The following is a 17,567-nucleotide window of genomic DNA, read 5'->3' on the forward strand; positions in this document are numbered from 1 at the left end:
GACCGTAAGGAGGTTCTGCCAGAACCAGTTACAGCAGGACCCTCGCTTTGAATGCCGGGGCCGGGTTTGATGGAGATGTCCCGTTCAGCCGTTTCATTCTTGGAAGGACCAGCATGCGCGCAACCATCATGCACGCGCCCGGAGACGTCCGCGTCGAGGATCGTGACAAGCCCACCATCCAGAAGCCGACGGACGCAGTTATCAAACTCGCGGCCGCCTGTGTGTGCGGGTCCGACCTCTGGCCCTACCGCGGCGCCGACAAAATCTCCAGGCCCGTTCCCATGGGCCACGAGTACGTGGGGATCGTCGAGGAAGTCGGAGCCGACGTGAAGAACGTTACGCCCGACCAGTTCGTCGTGGGGTCCTTCATTGCATCGGACAACACCTGCGAGATCTGCCGTTCCGGCTACCAGAGCGGGTGCGTCCACCGCCAGGGCGTCAGCGGTTCCCAGGCGGAGTACCTCCGCGTCCCGCTGGCGGATGGCACGTTGGTGGCCACGCCCGGCATGCCCGACGCCGACAAGGTTCCGTCGCTGCTGGCCGCCTCCGATGTCCTGGGCACGGGATGGTTTGCCGCGAACGCGGCCCAGGTGGGCCCCGGGAAAACAGTGGCAGTAGTGGGCGACGGCGCCGTCGGACTTTTGGGGGTCCTGGCAGCCAGGCAAATGGGCGCCGAGCGGATCATCGCCATGTCGCGCCACACGGACCGGCAGGCACTGGCGCGCGAGTTTGGTGCCACCGATATTGTGGTGGAGCGCGGTGACGCGGGCGTGAAGAAGATCAAGGAACTTACCGGCGGCCTCGGCGCGCATTCCGTCCTCGAAGCCGTGGGAACGCAGGAGTCGATGCTGCAGGCCATCCACGCCACACGGGCCGGCGGCCATGTGGGTTTCGTGGGTGTCTCCCATGACGTCTCGCTGCCCGGCCGCGACCTGTTCTCCTCGCACGTCCACCTGCACGGCGGCCCCGCCCCGGTGCGGCAATATCTGCCGGACCTGATCGACCTGATCCTCCGCGGCGACATTAACCCCGGCAAAGTGTTCGACCTTGAACTGCCGCTGGAACAAGCTGCGGAGGCGTACAAGGCCATGGACGAACGACGCGCCATCAAGGTGCTCCTCCGCCCGTGACCAGGTTCCGTCCAGGAACATCGCCAAGGGTAGGACTCCCAAGACCAGTTTCAGCAGGGCCACGCTGGCCCGTCCTTTTCCGGGGTTTGCTCCGAACAACCCCGGTAGCATCGTGAATATCCCCCACAGATCACAGGAGAACCATGACTACCGTCAAGGCTTATGCATCCCCGTCCGCTACGGAGGACCTGGTGGCAACCACCATCGAGCGCCGCGAAGTGGGTCCCCACGACGTCCTGATCGACATCAAGTTCGCCGGCATCTGCCACTCGGACATCCACACTGTCCGCGGTGACTGGGGCCCGCAGCAGTACCCGCTGGTTCCCGGCCACGAGATCGCCGGCATTGTCACCGAGGTAGGTTCCGCCGTCACCAAGCACGCAGTGGGCGACCGTGTTGGCGTTGGCTGCATGGTCAACTCCTGCAAGGAGTGCGTCAATTGCCAGAAGGGCGAGGAGCAGTACTGCCTCAAGGGCAACATCGGCACCTACGGCGCTGTTGACCGGGACGGCACCATCACCCAGGGCGGTTACTCCACCCACGTTGTGGTGACCGAAGACTTTGTTGTCACCATCCCCGAGGGCATCGACCTGGACGTCGCCGCACCGCTGCTGTGCGCAGGCATCACCACCTACTCACCGCTGCGGCACTGGGGCGCAGGGCCCGGCAAGAACGTTGCAGTGGTCGGCCTTGGCGGCCTGGGCCACATGGCCGTCAAGCAGGCCCACGCCATGGGCGCCGAAGTAACCGTGCTGTCCCAGTCGCTGAAGAAGCAGGAGGACGGCCTGAAGCTCGGCGCCGACCACTACTACGCCACCAGCGACGAGAACACCTTCGCCGATCTCGCCGGCTCGTTCGACCTGATCATCAACACGGTCAGCGCCTCGATCGACATCAGCGCCTATCTGGGCCTGCTGAAGCTCGATGGCGCCCTGGTCAACGTCGGCGCCCCCGCGGAACCGCTTCCCGTCAATGCCTTTGCGCTGATCGGCGGACGCCGTTCCTTTGCCGGATCCATGATCGGCGGCATCCGCGAGACCCAGGAAATGCTCAACTTCTGCGCCGAGCACGGCCTGGGCGCCGAGATCGAGGTCATCCCGGCTGAGAAGATCAACGACGCCTACGAGCGCGTGCTGGCATCGGATGTCAGGTACCGCTTCGTAATCGACACCGCCACCCTCTAAGGCGCGGGCGATCCCCTAAGGCTGAAGGCTCCGCAGTATGGATACTGCGGGGCCTTCCACCGTGTTCCGGTAGTTGATGCCCGCCCATAGGTTCAGCCAGTCAGGCTCTCCTGCTGCCGCCGCGGCGGCCCGCAAGGGCGTAGTGAGATGGTGGATTTCCGGGTAGCCGTAGGGCGCCTCGCCGTCATGGCGGCGCATGAACTCGTTGTGCAGGCCCCTGGCATTGCGGCCCGAGAAAGCCCGGGTGACGACTGTGGTGGGGAAACGGTCCGGCGCTGCCAACGCGGCCCGGTGCGCGGCCTTGGTGCCTGCTTCGTCCGCGCAGAGGAACGCAGTTCCCGCCTGGACTGCCACGGCACCGACGGCGAGCGCGGCACGGGTGTGATCCGCCGTGGCAATACCGCCCGCTGCCACCAGGGGCACCTCCAGGTCGGCGAGTTCGCCAAGGATCCCGTGGAGGGGCACCAGGGGAGGAGGCGCATCCGCTTTGAACGTGCCCCGGTGGCCGCCGGCTTCGGGGCCCTGGACGCAGAGGGCGTCGGCGCCGGCGGCGAGCGCCTGCAGCGCTTCGCCGCGTGCAGTGACGGTGGCGATCACGTAGATCCCTCGCTGGTGGAGGGCTTCCACCACGCTGGCTTCGGGGAAGTCGAAGGTGAACGACGCGACCGCGGGCGCTAGGTCCAGCAGTGCTTCGAGCTTTGGTTCCCAGCCGTCGTCGTCATGCCTCGGCTCGCCCAAGGCCACCCCGAAGCGTTCGGCATCCGGGGCCAGCGCGTCGGCGTATTGCTGCAGGGCGGAAGGGCTGGCGACCGATGCCTGGGGCACGAACAGGTTCACGCCGAAGGGCTTGTCCGTCTGTTCCCTCACAGCCGCGATCTCGGCCCGCATGGCCGCGGCGGTTTTGTAGCCCGCCGCTACGAAGCCCAGTCCGCCGCTTGCGCTCACCGCTGCTGCCAGTTGCGGGGTGGAAGGCCCGCCGGCCATCGGTGCCTGGATGACGGGGAGCTCCAGCGATTCGAACTTGAACCGTGCGTGCCTCTGCTGCGTTGCCATGAGCCCTTCCCGTCGTTTGGGTATCCCTGACGAATGCTACGCCGGTCTGCAGGGGTAGTTGGGACGGAAGCAGGTGCGGTCGTGCCGCACGTTTGACTGGACGAAAAAGGGGCGCGGACGACGCCGGGTAAGTCCCGCCGTCGTCCACGCCCCTTTGGTGGTGGGCCGCTTAGAGGGCCAGTGCCGGCTCGTTCCCGCGCACACTCAGCGTGAAGGTGTTGGGTCCGCTGCAGGTGACGGCGATGCGGCAGGTGGTGGTGTTGTGGCGCGCGGAGAGGTCGGAGACCGCGGAGTCGAGGGTCTCGTGGAGGGAAGCCCGGTCCCAGATCTTCAGCGTCACGGATTCGGCAGTGTTAAACGTCATTGTTCAGTACTTTCCTGTGTCAAGCCGGCGCAGCGTCCGGCAGTGGCCTGTCCGCGCTCGGAGGGTCGGTGGCCTGCGCTCACCGGTGGGCCTCGTTGCGTCACCAGGATGTCAAGGGCGGATGGTCCGGCCCTGCCTATCCATAGTGCCCGTGGCTGATCAACCGACTCAACCAAATCGCGCATTTATTGCGAGTGAATCTCATCACGTGTGATGCACAGCACAGCTACTCTTCGAAGTAGGCGGTGATCTTCTGCTCGCCCGAAATCGAGGTGATGACGGTTCTTGCAACCTCGCGGAGCTTGATGTTGCGGGTGTTCGACGCGCGGGTAAGGATGCTGAAGGCCGTCTCCCGGTCGCACCGGTTCTGGGCCATGACCGCCCCCACGGCCATGTCGATCACGGTGCGTGACTGCATGGCGGCGGCCAGGTCATCCCTGGCTTCGCTGAGCTGGGATATCCGCAGGATCAGCCTCAGCGAACTGGCGGCCTGGGCTGCGAACGCCTCAACGGTGGCGATGTCCTCGGCGGAAAACCCGTTGCTCCTGCCCGAGTAGAGATTCAATACCGCCTCCGCGTCGCCCGCAAGATCCAGCGGGACGGCGAGGATGGAGGAGACGCCGTGCCCGGCTGCGGCCCGGGCGTAGGGTCCCCAGCGGGTTTCGGCGGCAAGCTCCGGCACCAGGAGGGTGGTTCCCTGCCGGAGCGCCGTAAGGCAGGGGCCCTGGCCAAATCCGTTCTGCAGTTCGTCAAGGGCCTTTGCCGCAGCATCGCTTGCTGCTACGGCCTTGGGTCTTTTGTGCCTCATTACGGTGACGCCGCTGTGGATGGAGTTGCCCGGGGTGGACAGCCGCGAACTGGCCAGGATTGCCAGTTCGGTGAGGAAACCCTTGATGTCCGGGCTTTCCAGCACCAGCTGCTGCAGGGACTGTTCCACATCTTCCAGGGGCTGCCCATCGGGTTCCTGGAACGGCTGCCCTTCGCCGGCGGTCATTAGTCCTCGCCCTCGGACAATTCCCTCATGGCCGTCGCAATCAGGCCCACCTGGGCAGCTGGAAGATGGAGCGCTTCGTTGAGATAGGCGTCAAGGGACATCTCGTCGGCGTCGCCGCCAAGGCCGTAGTAGTAAGTCCACAGTTTTATCATCGGGACCTGGGTGTTGCGGAACCGCCGGGCCACGTCCTTCCGCTGCTGGTCGGCCTCCAGCAGTTTGTCGGGGCCGCCGGTCCAGTCGGCGTTCATCCGCGCGGTCCAACCGGCGGTGCGGACAATTCCCCGCTGTCCAGGGTGCTGGCATCCGTACGGAGCCGCGAAGCAGAGCTGGTGCCCAGCGCGAGGAGGAACCCAGGGATTCCGGGGCATTCCCGCAGCAGGTCCTGGTATTCGTCTGCGGCGGCCAGAGCGTTTTTCCCGGCCATCGGGCCTCGATCCATAGTTGCGCCAGTCATTGCCTGTCCTGGCTGGCGGCCGCCGCTCTTCGCACGGTGGGCCCGTTTATTCAACTTCCGGATAGTGACACCATCCCGAAATCTCCTACCTTTGACACTACGCCCTTGGTGATGGATCTGATATAGCGGCTCCTTCGGCCCGGAGCTTGGCCCCTAACGGGTCCGCCGTCGTCGTCCCCGGTTCTGCCTCCGCTGGACTGCCCGGGCCCTCCGCATCCTCGGCCTGTGGCTGGTTGGCAGCGGACGCATCCGGTGGGCGCGTGCCGAAATCCTCGGAATAGGGGGGCACGGGGACGCGGCAGGTCATCGATGAGTTCATTGGCGGCCAGCGCCAGCAAATCGCGCTGGATAGCCGGCCGCGGAAGCGGCACCTGCAGGCAGGCCTCCACTTCATATTCGCCAGCGTCGCCGGAAGGGGCTGAAGTACTTCAGCCGCAAAGCGGACAGGGAGATGTCGGCTGCCTTCATTGCCGCCTCCGCTGCCGCCTCCGCTGCCGCCTCCGCTGCCGCGCAGGGGCCGGTAACCGTAAGATGAACCCCATGCTGAATCCTGCCAACAGTGTGACAGTCGAGCACCTCCAAGAGGTCCTGGTGGGGGCCGAGAATGCCGTTGAGTTCCTTTCCGGACTCTCGGGACTGGCGGCAGCGGCTGTCTCCAAGGCAGCCGGTGACGACATTGAGTGCGCGGTGACCATGAAGCTCCGCCGGCGCCCCACCACTGCTGCGGGCAGCAGTGCCAGGGCGCTGGAACTGGACCTTATCGAGCAGGCGCTGGGGGACGGTCCCTGCATCAAGGCGCTGCGCGAGATGGCGCCCGTGCTGATTGACGACGTCGGGCAGGACGGCCGGTGGACCACGTACAACCAGGAGCTGGTGGGGCGGGGCGTGCACAGCACCCTGGGTGTTCCTTTGGAGATCAGCGGCGAGGCCAGTGCCGCACTGAACTTTTTCGCCACGAGGCCGGGAGTGTTCACGGCGGAGGTTTATGACAAAGCGGTGGGCTTCGCCGCCGCTGCCCACAACACCTTGCACCTTTCGGTCCGCATCAGCACGGCGCAGAACAGGGCTGATGACCTGGAAGCCGCCCTGGAAAGCAGGACCGCCATCAACCTGGCCTGCGGCGTCATCATGGCGCAAAACCGTTGTTCGCAGGAAGACGCGATGGAGATCCTCACCCGGGTCTCCAGCAACCGCAACAAGAAGCTGAGGGACGTGGCCAAGGAATTGATTGAACAGCTCTCTGGAGGCAGTGTCCAGACGCACTTCGACTCCTAGCCTGCGCCTGGACCACAAACTGTCCAGGCCCCGTCAGGCGCCGGCGCGGATCGAGACGACAGTGCCGCCCCCTGCGTTGCGGATATCCCAGGCGTTGCCGCTGCCGATAACCCTGTATCCATTGGCGCCTGCCGGTTCCAGCACCACTGCCGTGTTCTCATCAATGGCGACCGCCCAATCCACCTGGCCGGCCGCTACGGCCCCCACTGCGCGGCTTACCGTTCCCGCTTGCGCCGCGTGGACATCCACCGCGAACGGGACCAGCCCCAGGCCCTGCCGGATCTCCACTGCCTCCAGGCCTTCCGAGCATTCCTCCCCGCACACGTCCACCCCGTTGATACGGTGACCGCCGATCAGTGCACGGTTCGGCGCCACCATGGCCCCGGCGGAAAACCCCAGGTAGGGGCTGCCGGCGGCCACCAGGCGGAGAATGGCGGCGGCCGCGGGGAGCAGGCCTTCCCAATAGCCCGGCGTCAACCCGCCGCCCACCACCACGCCATCCACTCCATCGAATGCGGCAGGATCCGCCGGCTTGTCCCCGCGCAGCGGGATGGCCACGATCCCACAGTCAAGCCTGGCTTGGAGGGGCGCCGAGCAGGTCTCAATGAGTACCTCCGGGCTTCCTCCGCGATGGTGTACGGCCACGGCAATCCGGACAGCCCGGCCGGGTGCCGCATGCCGGCGGACTGCATCCGCAAACTGGTCAAAGACATCCGGAAAGCCCAGTGGATCAGGGCCCGCCCCGGCAAGGAAGATGCTCATGAGCTTCAAGATACCGGCCAGAACTTGCCTGGCGGGGACGAAGGAAAAAGCCATTGACCCGGGCTGCCTAAAGGGATAACGTACAACCAAATGGTTGTACATCAGCTTCGCGAGGCCGAACTGGACCGCCTCTTCCAGGCGTTCGCCGATTCCACCCGCCGCGACATTGTCCGCAAGGTGACCGTCGAGGAGTTTTCAGTTTCCGGTCTCGCTGCCCTCTACGCCATGAGTTTCGCCGGCGTACAGAAACATGTGGCGATATTGGAGCGCGCCTCCCTTGTCACCAAGGAAAAGCGCGGAAGGGAGCAGATCGTGCGGGGCAATCATGAAGGTCTGCTGAAAGCCCGGCGGCTGCTCGACGAATATGAACAAATCTGGCGGCAGCGCGCCGCCCGGATGGCAGACATTCTCACTGAAGGTTAGGAAGGCACGGCCATGACAGTCATCAGTACGGATAAAAACCCCGAGGCCCTGAGCCTCACCCTCGTTGCCGAGTTCGACGCCGGCATGCAACGCGTCTGGCAGCTCTTTGAGGACCCGCGGCAGCTGGAGCGTTGGTGGGGTCCGCCCACGTATCCGGCTACCTTCTACAAGCACGACTTCGTTCCGGGCGGCCGCGCCAGCTACTACATGACAAGCCCGGATGGGGAGAAGTTCCACGGCTGGTGGGAATTCACCAGCATCGAATCGCCGCGCCAGCTGGAATTCAACGACGGTTTCGCGGACAGCGACGGCAACCCCACCGGTGAACATGGCGTCAGCCATGCCACAGTGACGCTGGAACCGGTGGGGGAGCGCACCCGGATGACCATGCTGTCCGCCTTCGAGTCTGAAGAACAGCTGGAAGAGATGATCAAGATGGGCATGGAGGAGGGCCTCAAGGCAGCGGTCGGCCAGATCGACGGCCTCCTTGCCGAGCACGCCAACGCCTGACAGCGCAACAGCCACTTCCTTTGCCACGGCGCCAGGTGGGCGGACGACGGCGGGACGTTCCGTCGTCGTCCGCCAACCCTGGGCGTTGAACGCCCAGGCCCGCCGCTGAATACTGGAGGTTGGACCCGGCGAGGGAAGGCGGTGGCAGCAATGAGCGGCGGCGCAGGGGAATTCCGCAAGCGCCTGGAGCGTGCGGCCGAGGTGCGGTCATACCGTGGCGCCGGCATCAGCGCCGAGGAGGAAGCCGCGCTGGATGCCCTCGACGCGCAGGAGCGGGAGAAGCGCAGGAAAGTCAGCGATGCCGCCCGCGCGGAATACCTGGTCCGCGACGCCATGGCGCAGGGCAAGTTCGACAACCTGGAGTATGCGGGCAAACCAATTCCCGGCCTGGGCGAATCGTACGATCCCGACTGGTGGGTGAAGGGGCTGATCCAGCGGGAGAACATCAGCGGCCTGGGGCCGGCGGCCATCCTCCTCCGCGCTGAGGACGCCGAGCTCGACGCGAAACTGGACGCCCAATACACCGAGCAGCAGGTCCGCGATGTCGTGGCGGATTTCAACCGGAGGGTGGTTGATGCCCGCCGCCAGTTGCAGGGCGGCCCGCCGGTGATCACCAAGACCCGTGACGTGGATGGGGAAGTGGAGCGTTGGCGCAGCCGGCGTGCTGTGCAGGTGGACGAGGCACCGCCCGCGCCGGAGCCGGAACGCTCGTGGTGGAAGCGGCTGTGGAAGGGGACGGGTTAGGCGGCATCCAGATCCACCATGGATGCGCCAAGTGCCTACGGCCTGTAGTTGGGGTTAGGGCCGATCATCGAAGCGGGCGGTGGCGCGAACGGGGTTGCGGGATACAGCGGCGCCACCTTGAGCATGTAGTTGGCCCACTGCGGCCCGGCAATCATGTACCCGTCGAGGCGGGGATAGAAGGTCCCGTTGATGGTCACGTTCTGCCCGGCCCGCTTTTGGCCTTCCAGTGCATCGCCGAAGAAGGAAGCCGTGACAAGGCCGGTGGTGTAACCCACCACCCACGTGGAACCGTTGTTGTTGGAGGTTCCAGTCTTGGCGGCGGTTGGCACTGTGTCCTGCACTTTCGGGTTGATCCAGACACCGGACCCCTTCTTCAGGACGTCCTGGAGCACTGAATTGACGCCCCGGGCCACGTCGGGCTTGACGGCGTCGTGGCAGTCGGGGGCCTGGGCGGGCAGCTTCGCCCCTGCCGCATCGGTCACCTCGGCCAAGGCGATCGGCGCGCAGTAGCGGCCCTCCGTGGCGAAGGTGGCGAAGGCGTTTGCCAGGGTAAGCGGAGCCACGCCCGTGCCGCCCAGCAGGTTGCCCAGCTGATGCATGTTGACCGGGGTGCTGTCCAAACCACTATGCAGGCCCACGGAGTCCACCATCTTCTGGATGCCGCAAAAGTCGAGCTGGGCGGCCGAGGCGAAGGTAGCGGTGTTGATGGAGTTGTACAGGCCGTAGTTGACGGGCATCGGCCGGTAGAAGCCGTCCTCGGCGTTCTGCAGGTCATCGGCAGCGCCAAGGGCCGGGTTGGCCTGCGCCGTGCTGTACGCGCCCAGCACCTTCCCGCAGCTGTCCTTCCACGGGAACCCCAGGGGATAGACCCGGCGTGAGGCATCCACTTCCGCGGTCAGCGGCTTGCCCTCGTTCAACCACTCCGCGAAGGTAAAGGGCTTCATGGTGGAGCCCGGCTGGAACCCGCCGGCGCCATTCAGGTCATTGCCCTGCGCGTCCCTGGCGTCCACGTTGAAGTTCAGGTTGGTATCAAACTTGCCAGGCTGGGGGAGGAATACCGTGTTCTGGGCCATGGCCAGGATCTTGCCGCTGCCTGGCTGCAGGGTCAGGAGCGAGGCTGCCCACCGGTCCGGATTTGCACCCGCTGTACCGTCCACCTGGGCCTGGGCGGCCGCCTGGAGCCGGCTGTCCAGGGTGGTGACGATAGTGAGGCCGCCGCGGTACAGCCTGCGCTCGCGCTCCACTTCGGTGGCGCCATAGGCAGGATTGTTCAGGATCAGGTGGGAGATGTAGTCGCAGAAGTAGGGCGCCATTGCGGCATTGGCGCAGCCCTGCTGTTGCGGCGTGATCTTCAGCTCGATAGGGGTGGCCACTGCCGCGTCGTACTGGGCCTGCGTGATCCTTCGCAGGCGGAGCATCTCGGACAGGACCTGGTTCCGGCGCACGATCGACTTGTCCGGATTGGTGGCCGGGTTGTACAGGGTGGGGCTGTTCACCAGCCCGGCCAGCAACGCGGCCTGGGGCAGGGTGAGGTCCTTCGCGGTGGTGCTGAAGAAGTAGCGCGCCGCGGCTTCTATCCCGTAGGCGTTGCTGCTGAAAAACACGATGTTGAGATAGCCCTCAAGGATCTGGTCCTTGGTGTACTTCTTCTCCAGCGCGATGGCGAGCTTCATTTCCCGCAGCTTGTCACCGAAGTCCTTCTGCCCGTTCAGCACCACCGCGTCCGGCCGGTCCTGCAAGAGCTGCGCCTCGTTCAGGACGTTGGTGACGTACTGCTGCGTAATGGTGGACGCACCCTGCTCGCCGCCCTTGGTCAGGTTGGACACCAGTGCGCGCAGGATGCCCTGCGGATCCACGCCGGCGTGGGTGTAAAACCTGCTGTCCTCGATGGCAATGATGCCGTCCCTAATGAAGGGGGACATCTGGTCCAGTGGAACCCTGACGCGGTTTTCCGCGTAGAAAGTGGCAATAGCCTGCCCATCGGAGGTGAGGACTCTGGTGGCCTGCGACGGCGGCTGGACGGTCAGCTCCGTGGGCAGGCTTTCGAAGAAACCAATGGAGGAACTGACGCCCATCCCAGCGGCTGCCACGGCAGGAACCACCAGGCTGGCCGCCAGCACTCCGCACATGACGCTCGCAGCAAGGAAACCCAGGAGCCTTCCCAGGGCTGCCCCAAAGCCGCGCCTGCGCTTCCGCTTCTTCACCATTCCTCGGCCCTCGTCCTCGAAGGTGGGATCAGAATACGCCCCTGCAAAGAGGTGAAACAGGGGCGGAAGGTCAGGATTTGGTCACGCTGAACCCTTGACTCAGCGATAGTTACCGACATATCGTTAACTATCGCTGAAGACGCAGCGAGCAAATGAAAAATGAAAGGGCGATGCCACCATGAAAGGCATATTTGATGACAAGAATCCCGGCCCGGAATTCGGCAAGGGACGCTTCGAGCGGGGGAGGGGCCACAGGGGGCCGCACGGGCACCGGGGTCCCGGCTTCGGTCCCGGCTTCGGGCCTGGTTTTGGCCCCGGATTCGGAGCTGGGTTTGGGCCGGGCTTTGGCCCGGGTTTCGGACGGGGCGGCCGGCGTGCCAGCCGGGGTGACGTCCGCTCAGCCATCCTCTCGCTGCTGGCGGAGGCCCCGTCCAATGGTTACGGGCTGATCAAGACCATCGCCGCAAAGACCGGCGGAATGTGGCGGCCCAGCCCGGGATCCATCTATCCCACGCTCCAGCAGTTGGTGGACGAGGGGCTGATCGAGGCCGTGGGCGAGGGCCGGGGAACAGAGTTTGCGCTGACGGACGCCGGGAAGGCCTATGTCGCCGAACACGCTGAGGAGATGGAGAACGCCTGGAACGCTGAACCGGACAGTGCCGACAGGGACTTCCACCAGAGCATTGCCAAGCTCATGGGCGCCATCCATCAGTTCCGCACCGGGGTGAGCGAGGAGCAGCGGGCCGCCGCGATGGAAAAGATGGACGAACTGCGCCGCGCGCTCTACAAGATCCTTGCGGACTAGGGCAGGACTTACGCGAAGGAGTCTTCCTTGGCGTGCCGTTCAGCGGGAGGCGGGGCCGTTGGAATGTGGGCCGCGGCGTGGCGCAGGGGATTGAAGCCCGCTCCGATCTCGCCGAAGGCGTAGGCCGTCTCGGCGTGCTCAGCCAGGTCCACGCCGGCGGTCTCAGCCTCGTGGCTGACACGGAAGCCAACAGTCTTGTGGATCACCCGGCCGATGACCGCGGTTCCTGCGCCGGACAGCAGGAGCGTGATGACTACCGCGGCCACCTGGGCGATGAGTTGCTGGACACCGCCGCCGTAGAAGAGACCGCCGCCCTGGCCGTTCACCGGGAGGGCGATGAACCCCAGCGAAAGGGTGCCGATAAGGCCTGCGCCCAGGTGGACGCCCACCACGTCCAGGGAGTCATCAAGGCCAAACCGGTACTTGAGGTCCACGAACACGCAGCAGGCGGCTCCCGCCACCAGGCCCAGGCCGATGGCGGCCACCGGGCTGATGTTGGCGCAGGACGGGGTGATGGCCACCAGCCCGGCGACCACGCCGGAGGCTGCACCCAGGGAGGTCGGGTGTCCGTGGCGGATCTTTTCGGTGACCAGCCAGCTCAGCATGGCCGCGGCAGGAGCCACCAGGGTGTTGATCCAGATGAGGCCGGCCTGTTCCACGCTGGTGGCAGCTCCGCCGTTGAAGCCGAACCAGCCAAACCACAGGATTGCGGCGCCGAGCATGATGAAAGGCAGGTTATGGGGGCGGTGGTTGGGGTCCTTCGCGAATCCGTGGCGCTGGCCAACAATAACGGCGAGCACCAGGGCTGCAGTTCCCGAACTGATTTCCACCACGGCGCCGCCGGCGAAATCAATGACCTGGCCGAAGATTTCCGTGACGGCCCCGCCAGCGCTCATCAGTCCGCCACCCCAGATCATGTAGGCGAGGGGGCAGTAGATAAGGGTGATCCATACGGGCACGAACAGGACCCAGGCGCTGAACTTGGCACGGTCGGCGATGGCGCCACTGATCAGGGCGACGGTGACAATGGCGAAGGTAGCGCTGTAGCCGGCTTTGAGGAGGTCCGGTGAACCCATCAGGTCCTGGAGGCCAAAGCTGGTAAAGGGGTTGCCGAACAGTCCCAGGATGCCGTTCCCGGTGGTCATGGAGTAGCCCCAGAGGACCCAGACCACGCCGACAATCCCCGCCGAGATGAAGCTCATCATGATCATGTTCAGGGCAGCCTTGGCGCGGGTCATGCCGCCGTAGAAGAGGCCAAGCCCGGGGGTCATCAGGAGGACCATTGCGGCCGAAATCATCAGCCAGACGTGTTGGGCAGTGATTTCCACCGGTGGGTCCCTTCGCGATGTGAACGTGGTGCGGGACCCGTGTGGCCCCGCGGCATTTCCCCCGGGATCCATTTTTCGCGGCGTGTGTTTCAATCAATGCCGCCTAAAGTTGCGGCCACGTTACACAAATTGCCCGTGCGTGAAGTTCACGTATCAGCTATGTTTCGGGCGTGTAAACGGCCTCTCCTCCGGCGGCTGCTGCGACATCCCGTAACCCGGCCCGTTCCCTGCAACCGCAGGCTGGAGGGGCCTGCGGCAGGTGAGCTCCGCCGTCGTCCGCCCCTGTGCCGGCTGTTTCGAAGCCGTGAACGGCACCTCACCCCGTCAGAAGGTGCGGGCGTTGGCGAGGACCGGCAGTGTGGCCCGGACGTCCTCCACGGTTGACGGGTCGATGTCGACGACGGCGAGTTCAGGTTTCCCGCCCAGGGCAACCACAGGCTTCCCCAGGGGTGTGATCACCGCGCTGTGCCCGATGCCCGTGGGTGCTGTGCCCGCCGGGCCGGCACCCACCGTTTGGGGATCGCCCTGTCCGCACGCAACCACAAATGTGGTGCTGTCCAGAGCCCGGGCGCGCACCAGCAGGTCCCACTGCTCCGCCTTGCCTTCACCGGCGCCCCACGAGGCGCACACGATATTCACCTGGGCGCCTGCATTGGCGTTTGCCGTGAACAGCCCTGGAAAGCGGACGTCGTAGCAGGTGGCCAGGCCAAACACGGTCCCATCGAGCTCGAACGTCACCGGGGCTTCCCCGGCGTCCACCGTCCTGGACTCCGTGAAGCCGAAAGCGTCAAAAAGGTGGACCTTGTCGTACGCCGCCTCCAGCCCGGGCCCGGTGACCAGGAGGGTGTTACGGACCCGGCCGTCTTTCCCCGGCGTGAACATGCCGGCCACGATCGCCAGGTCCAGCTCGGCGGCCATCCTGCGGACCTCGGCGGCCCACGGTCCGTCCACGGGCTCGGCAATGTCTTTCAGGGAATGGCCAAAGGCGCGCATGGTCGCCTCGGGAAAGACCACCAGTTGGGCGCCGGCGTTCTTGGCTTGGGCGGCATACTCCCAAACGAGTTCCAGGTTGGCCGTGGGGTCGGCGCCGCTGATGATCTGCGCTACTGCAATCCGCATTACTGCCTGTAACCCTCCACTTCGCTGATCGGGCGGGCCTCGGCGTCGTTCGGGTTCTCGCCCGAATCCTTCTTGGCCCGCCGTTGGCGCAGCAGGTCCCAGCACTGGTCCAGGCTTTCTTCCACATACTTGAGCCGTGCCTGGTCCGGTGCCTGCCCGTCACCCGAGCCTTCGCGCAGCGAGTGCTCCTCCTCCACCAGGGCCTGGATGTGCGACAAAATATCCTGATCATTCATGGCTTCCCCTAACTCCGGTCCGGTCCCCTTCAGCGTACGTACCCGGTGCTGAAGGAGCCAGCCCCTGAGCTGTACCATCAACTTCATGCCCACTGCGCTCGATATGGCAGGTCCCATCCTGGAAGTGCTCACCTGGTTGTGCCTGCCCGCAGGGTTGGGGCTGCTCTTCTACACCGGATTCCTCCGCCGCTTCGTGCACCCCTGGGATGTTGCCGAGGGCGTGGTGTACTCGGATTCCACCGGTGTGGGCTTCCGCTGGCTCGACCGGAAGCACCAGGTGCACCACGCCCCAATGTCCCCTTACGACATCAGGGACATGGCCGCGGGGGACACCCTGCCCATCTATTACCACCCCAAGCGCCCCACGCAGTGGCAGACCACCAGGCCGGAAGAGGCCGGCAGGACGGCCTCGGTCCTGGGCCGCTGCCTGACGGCAATCGGCGCCGTGGCGCTGCTGGCCGGCTTCGTCCTGCCGATGTTCTAGCTGACCAGGACCACCACTATTCCCAGGCACCCCAGGGCGACGCCCGCAAAGGCAGTCCAAAGGACGGCGGGCAGGTCGGCCTCGATGCTTTCGCCTGCCAGGCCGTGGGACCTGGCCCGGTAACGGCGGCGCTGGGTGAGGTAGATGGCAAGGGCAGCGCCGCCCGAAATCACCGGCAGTACCAGGATGGGCGCGCCGTAGGTGGGGAGCCAGCGCAGGAAGAAAGCGCTCGCCGTAGCCAGCGCCAGCATCGTCCGCCCCCATGCGAGGGCGGTCCGCTCGGGCTGGAGGCCGGGATCGCCGTGGGGGCTGGGTGCGTGTGCAGCCACAGGTCAGCGCCAGAGGATGAAAACCAGTACGACGGCGGCGGCCAGCGCGCCTGCGCCCGCCAACAGGGGCACAAAAAGCGGCAGCGGCAGCGGCGCCTTATTGCGCATGCTCCGTTCCACCCGAAGCCACCGAAGGGCGGCGCCACCGCTGAGCATCATGCCCAGCAGCAGCAACAGGATGGCCAGGCCTTTCCGGACAGGTTCGATGAAGAGGCCGGAGGTGAATGCCTCGATGGCGATGCCCCCTGCCAGCAGCGCCAGCGACGTCCGGATCCAGGCAAGGAAGGTGCGTTCGTTCGCCAGCGTGAAGCGCGGGTCTGGTTCCTCGCCGCCGGGGAGCAGCCGTTCGGCCATCCTTCCGCGCGATGGCGGGACGGTGGGCCTGGGGGGCTGCTCGCTGTTGATCACCGGGCCAGTTTAGCCGCGGCGGGTGCGGGGCTGCCGGTCAGGAAATATGGCGGAGCACGGCTTTGCCGGCAAGGTTATCCCCAATGGGCAGGGCGGCTGTTGCGGCGGGCGAAGGGGCGTTCAGGACGTGGATCATCCGCTCTGTCTCCGCCAGCAGGAAGTCGTGGAGGAGCGTTCCATCCCGGCGTACAGCCTGTGCACGGATGCCTGCCTCGTACGGCAGCAGGTCCGCTTTGGCCAGGCCCGGAGCGTATTTGCGGCATTCCTGCAGGTAGCTTCCCTTGAACAGCGAGTTGCGGACCTCGCGCACCGCGGTGGCTGCATTGGACCGGGCCACACGCCACAGCCCCGGAAAGCGCACGTAGCGGCCCACATCCCTGAGGTCCACCGAGAATTTGGGATAGCCCTCCCGGGCCAGGCCCAGCACCGCGTTGGGTCCCACCGTGATGCTGCCGTGGATGGTGGGGGTGAGATGTACCCCCAGGAAAGGCAGGTCCGGGTCCGGTACCGGGTAGATGAGGTGCGTAACGTAATCCGACTTGGCGTCCGGCAACTCAAAATACTCTCCGCGGAAGGGAATGATCTGCACGTCGATGTTCATTCCGGCCATTTCCGCCAGGCGGTCCGACTGCAGGCCCGCACAGGCCACCAGGCGGCGGCAGGAATAGAGGGCCCGGGCTGTGCCAACGTCCACCCGGTCTGAATACTCCACGATGGAGTCCACCCTGGCTCCGGTGATGACCCGGCCGCCGGCAGCGGAGATGAGGTCAGCCAGTTTCCGCGCCAAGTCCCGGTAGTCCACGATTCCGGTGCTGGGAATGAACAGGGCGCCCAGGCCCGAAACGTTGGGCTCGCGCCGGTTGAGTTCGTCTTGGCCAATGCGCTCGCAGGGCAGCCCATGGACGGCCGCGCGTTCTTCCAGGCGGTCCAGCCTGTCTAATTCCACCGCGGACGTTGCCACCAGCAGTTTGCCCGGCTCGGCGTACCTGATGCCGTGTTCCCGGCAGAACTCCTTGGTCTGCTGCGACCCCGCCTTGCTGAACCGTGCCTTGAGGCTGTCCGGGGCGTAGTAGATCCCGGAGTGGATGACGCCGCTGTTGTGTCCGGTCTGGTGTGATGCCAGGGACTCCGCGGCCTCCAGCAGGACCAGCGAAGCTCCCGGTTGCTTCTGCAGCAGCTGGTAGGCGGTTGCCAGGCCTATGATTCCGCCGCCGATAACGCAGTAGTCCACCCGGTCCACAGGGCCCGCCTTTCGTCGTGGGTAGATCTTAGCCACCGCCGCTGCCCACGCGCTCCTGCTATCCGCCGCTGCGGGGAGCAAACATGATCACGGCAACCCCCAGGAGGCACACCAGGGACCCGGTGATGTCCCACCGGTCCGGGCGGAAGCCGTCAAAGGCCATGCCCCAGGCCAGGGAACCGGCCACGAACACGCCGCCGTAGGCCGCAAGGATCCGGCCGAAATGGGCATCTGGCTGGAGCGTGGCCACGAAACCGTAAGCTCCCAGCGCGATCACGCCAAGCCCGGCCCACCACCAGTCCCTGCCTTCGCGCACGGCCTGCCACACCAGCCAGGCCCCACCTATTTCCGCGGCGGCGGCCAGCACGAACAGCACGATGGTCTTGAAAACATTGACAGACTCGCCAGGGATACCCACGAAGCCATCATGCCAGCCGGTAATGCGGCCCGGCGGGGGCCCTGGGAGGGAGCCGAATGGACGGCGGGAACCTTCCTTGATACCTAACCGTTACTCTTAG

The 17,567-nt window shown here is 65.6% G+C and carries 22 protein-coding genes; 8 read left to right on the plus strand and 14 right to left on the minus strand.

What is annotated here, in order from left to right; genetic code table 11:
* The first annotated feature begins 113 nt into the window (after positions 1-113).
* Positions 114-1,130 (plus strand): zinc-dependent alcohol dehydrogenase family protein, encoded by a 1,017-nt coding sequence (locus PV772_RS01295; RefSeq protein WP_347885137.1) that lies wholly within the window; start codon positions 114-116, stop codon positions 1,128-1,130.
* A 143-nt stretch (positions 1,131-1,273) separates the two neighbouring features.
* Positions 1,274-2,314, plus strand: a complete 1,041-nt coding sequence (locus PV772_RS01300) for an NAD(P)-dependent alcohol dehydrogenase (RefSeq protein ID WP_347885138.1) — start codon at positions 1,274-1,276, stop codon at positions 2,312-2,314.
* A gap of 15 nt (positions 2,315-2,329) precedes the next feature.
* Here PV772_RS01300 and PV772_RS01305 read toward each other — a convergent pair whose 3' ends face one another.
* The 5 genes from PV772_RS01305 to PV772_RS01325 all read right to left on the minus strand — a co-directional run bounded on the left by PV772_RS01305 (position 2,330) and on the right by PV772_RS01325 (position 5,179).
* Positions 2,330-3,367 carry a nitronate monooxygenase gene (locus PV772_RS01305; RefSeq protein ID WP_347885139.1) on the minus strand — a complete coding sequence of 346 codons (1,038 nt, stop codon included), beginning with the start codon at positions 3,365-3,367 and terminating at the stop codon, positions 2,330-2,332.
* A 169-nt stretch (positions 3,368-3,536) separates the two neighbouring features.
* A complete protein-coding gene (locus PV772_RS01310; protein ID WP_141159295.1) occupies positions 3,537-3,731 on the minus strand; it encodes a hypothetical protein in 195 nt (64 codons plus the stop codon).
* Between the two features lie 226 nt (positions 3,732-3,957).
* Positions 3,958-4,725: a GAF and ANTAR domain-containing protein gene (locus PV772_RS01315; RefSeq protein WP_347885140.1), complete on the minus strand. Its 768-nt coding sequence runs from the start codon at positions 4,723-4,725 to the stop codon at positions 3,958-3,960.
* Positions 4,725-4,973 carry a hypothetical protein gene (locus PV772_RS01320; RefSeq protein ID WP_307358374.1) on the minus strand — a complete coding sequence of 83 codons (249 nt, stop codon included), beginning with the start codon at positions 4,971-4,973 and terminating at the stop codon, positions 4,725-4,727. Before PV772_RS01320 ends, PV772_RS01315 begins: the two co-directional genes overlap by 1 nt.
* Positions 4,970-5,179: a hypothetical protein gene (locus tag PV772_RS01325; protein WP_141159298.1), complete on the minus strand. Its 210-nt coding sequence runs from the start codon at positions 5,177-5,179 to the stop codon at positions 4,970-4,972. Before PV772_RS01325 ends, PV772_RS01320 begins: the two co-directional genes overlap by 4 nt.
* A gap of 540 nt (positions 5,180-5,719) precedes the next feature.
* Between PV772_RS01325 and PV772_RS01330 the strand changes: the two genes are divergently transcribed.
* Complete coding sequence (locus PV772_RS01330) at positions 5,720-6,454, plus strand: GAF and ANTAR domain-containing protein (protein ID WP_141159299.1); 735 nt, start codon at positions 5,720-5,722, stop codon at positions 6,452-6,454.
* A gap of 33 nt (positions 6,455-6,487) precedes the next feature.
* Here the strand turns inward: PV772_RS01330 and PV772_RS01335 are convergent, their stop codons facing one another.
* Positions 6,488-7,216 (minus strand): Type 1 glutamine amidotransferase-like domain-containing protein, encoded by a 729-nt coding sequence (locus PV772_RS01335; RefSeq protein WP_347885141.1) that lies wholly within the window; start codon positions 7,214-7,216, stop codon positions 6,488-6,490.
* A gap of 90 nt (positions 7,217-7,306) precedes the next feature.
* Here PV772_RS01335 and PV772_RS01340 point away from each other — a divergent pair, with 90 nt between their 5' ends.
* The 3 genes from PV772_RS01340 to PV772_RS01350 all read left to right on the plus strand — a co-directional run bounded on the left by PV772_RS01340 (position 7,307) and on the right by PV772_RS01350 (position 8,893).
* The gene (locus PV772_RS01340; protein ID WP_347885142.1) at positions 7,307-7,639 is read left to right on the plus strand and encodes an ArsR family transcriptional regulator; all 333 of its coding nucleotides are present in this window, start codon (positions 7,307-7,309) and stop codon (positions 7,637-7,639) included.
* A 12-nt stretch (positions 7,640-7,651) separates the two neighbouring features.
* Positions 7,652-8,149 carry an SRPBCC domain-containing protein gene (locus PV772_RS01345; RefSeq protein WP_347885143.1) on the plus strand — a complete coding sequence of 166 codons (498 nt, stop codon included), beginning with the start codon at positions 7,652-7,654 and terminating at the stop codon, positions 8,147-8,149.
* Between the two features lie 150 nt (positions 8,150-8,299).
* Complete coding sequence (locus PV772_RS01350; protein WP_347885144.1) at positions 8,300-8,893, plus strand: DUF1992 domain-containing protein; 594 nt, start codon at positions 8,300-8,302, stop codon at positions 8,891-8,893.
* Between the two features lie 35 nt (positions 8,894-8,928).
* On the opposite strand, the gene PV772_RS01355 is transcribed toward PV772_RS01350, so the two are convergent.
* Entirely contained in the window at positions 8,929-11,100 is a 2,172-nt protein-coding gene (locus PV772_RS01355; RefSeq protein ID WP_347885145.1) for a transglycosylase domain-containing protein, read from the minus strand.
* 178 nt (positions 11,101-11,278) lie between these two features.
* Here PV772_RS01355 and PV772_RS01360 point away from each other — a divergent pair, with 178 nt between their 5' ends.
* The gene (locus PV772_RS01360; protein ID WP_141182492.1) at positions 11,279-11,905 is read left to right on the plus strand and encodes a PadR family transcriptional regulator; all 627 of its coding nucleotides are present in this window, start codon (positions 11,279-11,281) and stop codon (positions 11,903-11,905) included.
* Between the two features lie 8 nt (positions 11,906-11,913).
* Here PV772_RS01360 and PV772_RS01365 read toward each other — a convergent pair whose 3' ends face one another.
* From PV772_RS01365 to PV772_RS01375, 3 genes are all read right to left on the minus strand, one after another.
* Positions 11,914-13,233 (minus strand): ammonium transporter, encoded by a 1,320-nt coding sequence (locus PV772_RS01365; RefSeq protein ID WP_347885146.1) that lies wholly within the window; start codon positions 13,231-13,233, stop codon positions 11,914-11,916.
* Between the two features lie 324 nt (positions 13,234-13,557).
* The gene (locus PV772_RS01370) at positions 13,558-14,352 is read right to left on the minus strand and encodes a carbon-nitrogen hydrolase family protein (RefSeq protein ID WP_347885147.1); all 795 of its coding nucleotides are present in this window, start codon (positions 14,350-14,352) and stop codon (positions 13,558-13,560) included.
* A complete protein-coding gene (locus tag PV772_RS01375) occupies positions 14,352-14,588 on the minus strand; it encodes a DUF2630 family protein (RefSeq protein WP_141159307.1) in 237 nt (78 codons plus the stop codon). Before PV772_RS01375 ends, PV772_RS01370 begins: the two co-directional genes overlap by 1 nt.
* Positions 14,589-14,673: 85 nt before the next feature.
* On the opposite strand from PV772_RS01375, the gene PV772_RS01380 reads away from it, so the two are divergent.
* Positions 14,674-15,072: a hypothetical protein gene (locus PV772_RS01380; protein WP_141182489.1), complete on the plus strand. Its 399-nt coding sequence runs from the start codon at positions 14,674-14,676 to the stop codon at positions 15,070-15,072.
* On the opposite strand, the gene PV772_RS01385 is transcribed toward PV772_RS01380, so the two are convergent.
* The 4 genes from PV772_RS01385 to PV772_RS01400 form a co-directional block, all read right to left on the minus strand.
* Positions 15,069-15,401 (minus strand): DUF202 domain-containing protein, encoded by a 333-nt coding sequence (locus tag PV772_RS01385; RefSeq protein WP_141159309.1) that lies wholly within the window; start codon positions 15,399-15,401, stop codon positions 15,069-15,071. The genes PV772_RS01380 and PV772_RS01385 overlap by 4 nt on opposite strands.
* A 3-nt stretch (positions 15,402-15,404) precedes the next feature.
* Positions 15,405-15,755 carry a DUF202 domain-containing protein gene (locus PV772_RS01390; RefSeq protein WP_141161464.1) on the minus strand — a complete coding sequence of 117 codons (351 nt, stop codon included), beginning with the start codon at positions 15,753-15,755 and terminating at the stop codon, positions 15,405-15,407.
* A gap of 91 nt (positions 15,756-15,846) precedes the next feature.
* On the minus strand, positions 15,847-17,049 hold the full coding sequence (gene lhgO / locus PV772_RS01395; protein WP_347885148.1) for an L-2-hydroxyglutarate oxidase: 1,203 nt from the start codon (positions 17,047-17,049) through the stop codon (positions 15,847-15,849).
* Positions 17,050-17,107: 58 nt separating this feature from the next.
* The gene (locus tag PV772_RS01400) at positions 17,108-17,467 is read right to left on the minus strand and encodes a YnfA family protein (protein WP_141182487.1); all 360 of its coding nucleotides are present in this window, start codon (positions 17,465-17,467) and stop codon (positions 17,108-17,110) included.
* Positions 17,468-17,567 lie beyond the last annotated feature (100 nt).

The organism is Pseudarthrobacter sp. CC12, from assembly GCF_039907755.1.
GTDB lineage: Bacteria > Actinomycetota > Actinomycetes > Actinomycetales > Micrococcaceae > Arthrobacter > Arthrobacter niigatensis.

Excerpts from the sequence above, each read along its gene's own strand:
- PV772_RS01295 (WP_347885137.1), top strand. The coding sequence starts at position 114 with ATGCGCGCAACCATCATGCACGCGCCCGGAGACGTCCGCGTCGAGGAT.
- PV772_RS01300 (WP_347885138.1), top strand. The coding sequence starts at position 1,274 with ATGACTACCGTCAAGGCTTATGCATCCCCGTCCGCTACGGAGGACCTG.
- PV772_RS01305 (WP_347885139.1), bottom strand. The coding sequence starts at position 3,367 with ATGGCAACGCAGCAGAGGCACGCACGGTTCAAGTTCGAATCGCTGGAG.
- PV772_RS01310 (WP_141159295.1), bottom strand. The coding sequence starts at position 3,731 with ATGACGTTTAACACTGCCGAATCCGTGACGCTGAAGATCTGGGACCGG.
- PV772_RS01315 (WP_347885140.1), bottom strand. The coding sequence starts at position 4,725 with ATGACCGCCGGCGAAGGGCAGCCGTTCCAGGAACCCGATGGGCAGCCC.
- PV772_RS01320 (WP_307358374.1), bottom strand. The coding sequence starts at position 4,973 with ATGAACGCCGACTGGACCGGCGGCCCCGACAAACTGCTGGAGGCCGAC.
- PV772_RS01325 (WP_141159298.1), bottom strand. The coding sequence starts at position 5,179 with ATGACTGGCGCAACTATGGATCGAGGCCCGATGGCCGGGAAAAACGCT.
- PV772_RS01330 (WP_141159299.1), top strand. The coding sequence starts at position 5,720 with ATGCTGAATCCTGCCAACAGTGTGACAGTCGAGCACCTCCAAGAGGTC.
- PV772_RS01335 (WP_347885141.1), bottom strand. The coding sequence starts at position 7,216 with ATGAGCATCTTCCTTGCCGGGGCGGGCCCTGATCCACTGGGCTTTCCG.
- PV772_RS01340 (WP_347885142.1), top strand. The coding sequence starts at position 7,307 with ATGGTTGTACATCAGCTTCGCGAGGCCGAACTGGACCGCCTCTTCCAG.
- PV772_RS01345 (WP_347885143.1), top strand. The coding sequence starts at position 7,652 with ATGACAGTCATCAGTACGGATAAAAACCCCGAGGCCCTGAGCCTCACC.
- PV772_RS01350 (WP_347885144.1), top strand. The coding sequence starts at position 8,300 with ATGAGCGGCGGCGCAGGGGAATTCCGCAAGCGCCTGGAGCGTGCGGCC.
- PV772_RS01355 (WP_347885145.1), bottom strand. The coding sequence starts at position 11,100 with ATGGTGAAGAAGCGGAAGCGCAGGCGCGGCTTTGGGGCAGCCCTGGGA.
- PV772_RS01360 (WP_141182492.1), top strand. The coding sequence starts at position 11,279 with ATGAAAGGCATATTTGATGACAAGAATCCCGGCCCGGAATTCGGCAAG.
- PV772_RS01370 (WP_347885147.1), bottom strand. The coding sequence starts at position 14,352 with ATGCGGATTGCAGTAGCGCAGATCATCAGCGGCGCCGACCCCACGGCC.
- PV772_RS01375 (WP_141159307.1), bottom strand. The coding sequence starts at position 14,588 with ATGAATGATCAGGATATTTTGTCGCACATCCAGGCCCTGGTGGAGGAG.
- PV772_RS01380 (WP_141182489.1), top strand. The coding sequence starts at position 14,674 with ATGCCCACTGCGCTCGATATGGCAGGTCCCATCCTGGAAGTGCTCACC.
- PV772_RS01390 (WP_141161464.1), bottom strand. The coding sequence starts at position 15,755 with ATGGCCGAACGGCTGCTCCCCGGCGGCGAGGAACCAGACCCGCGCTTC.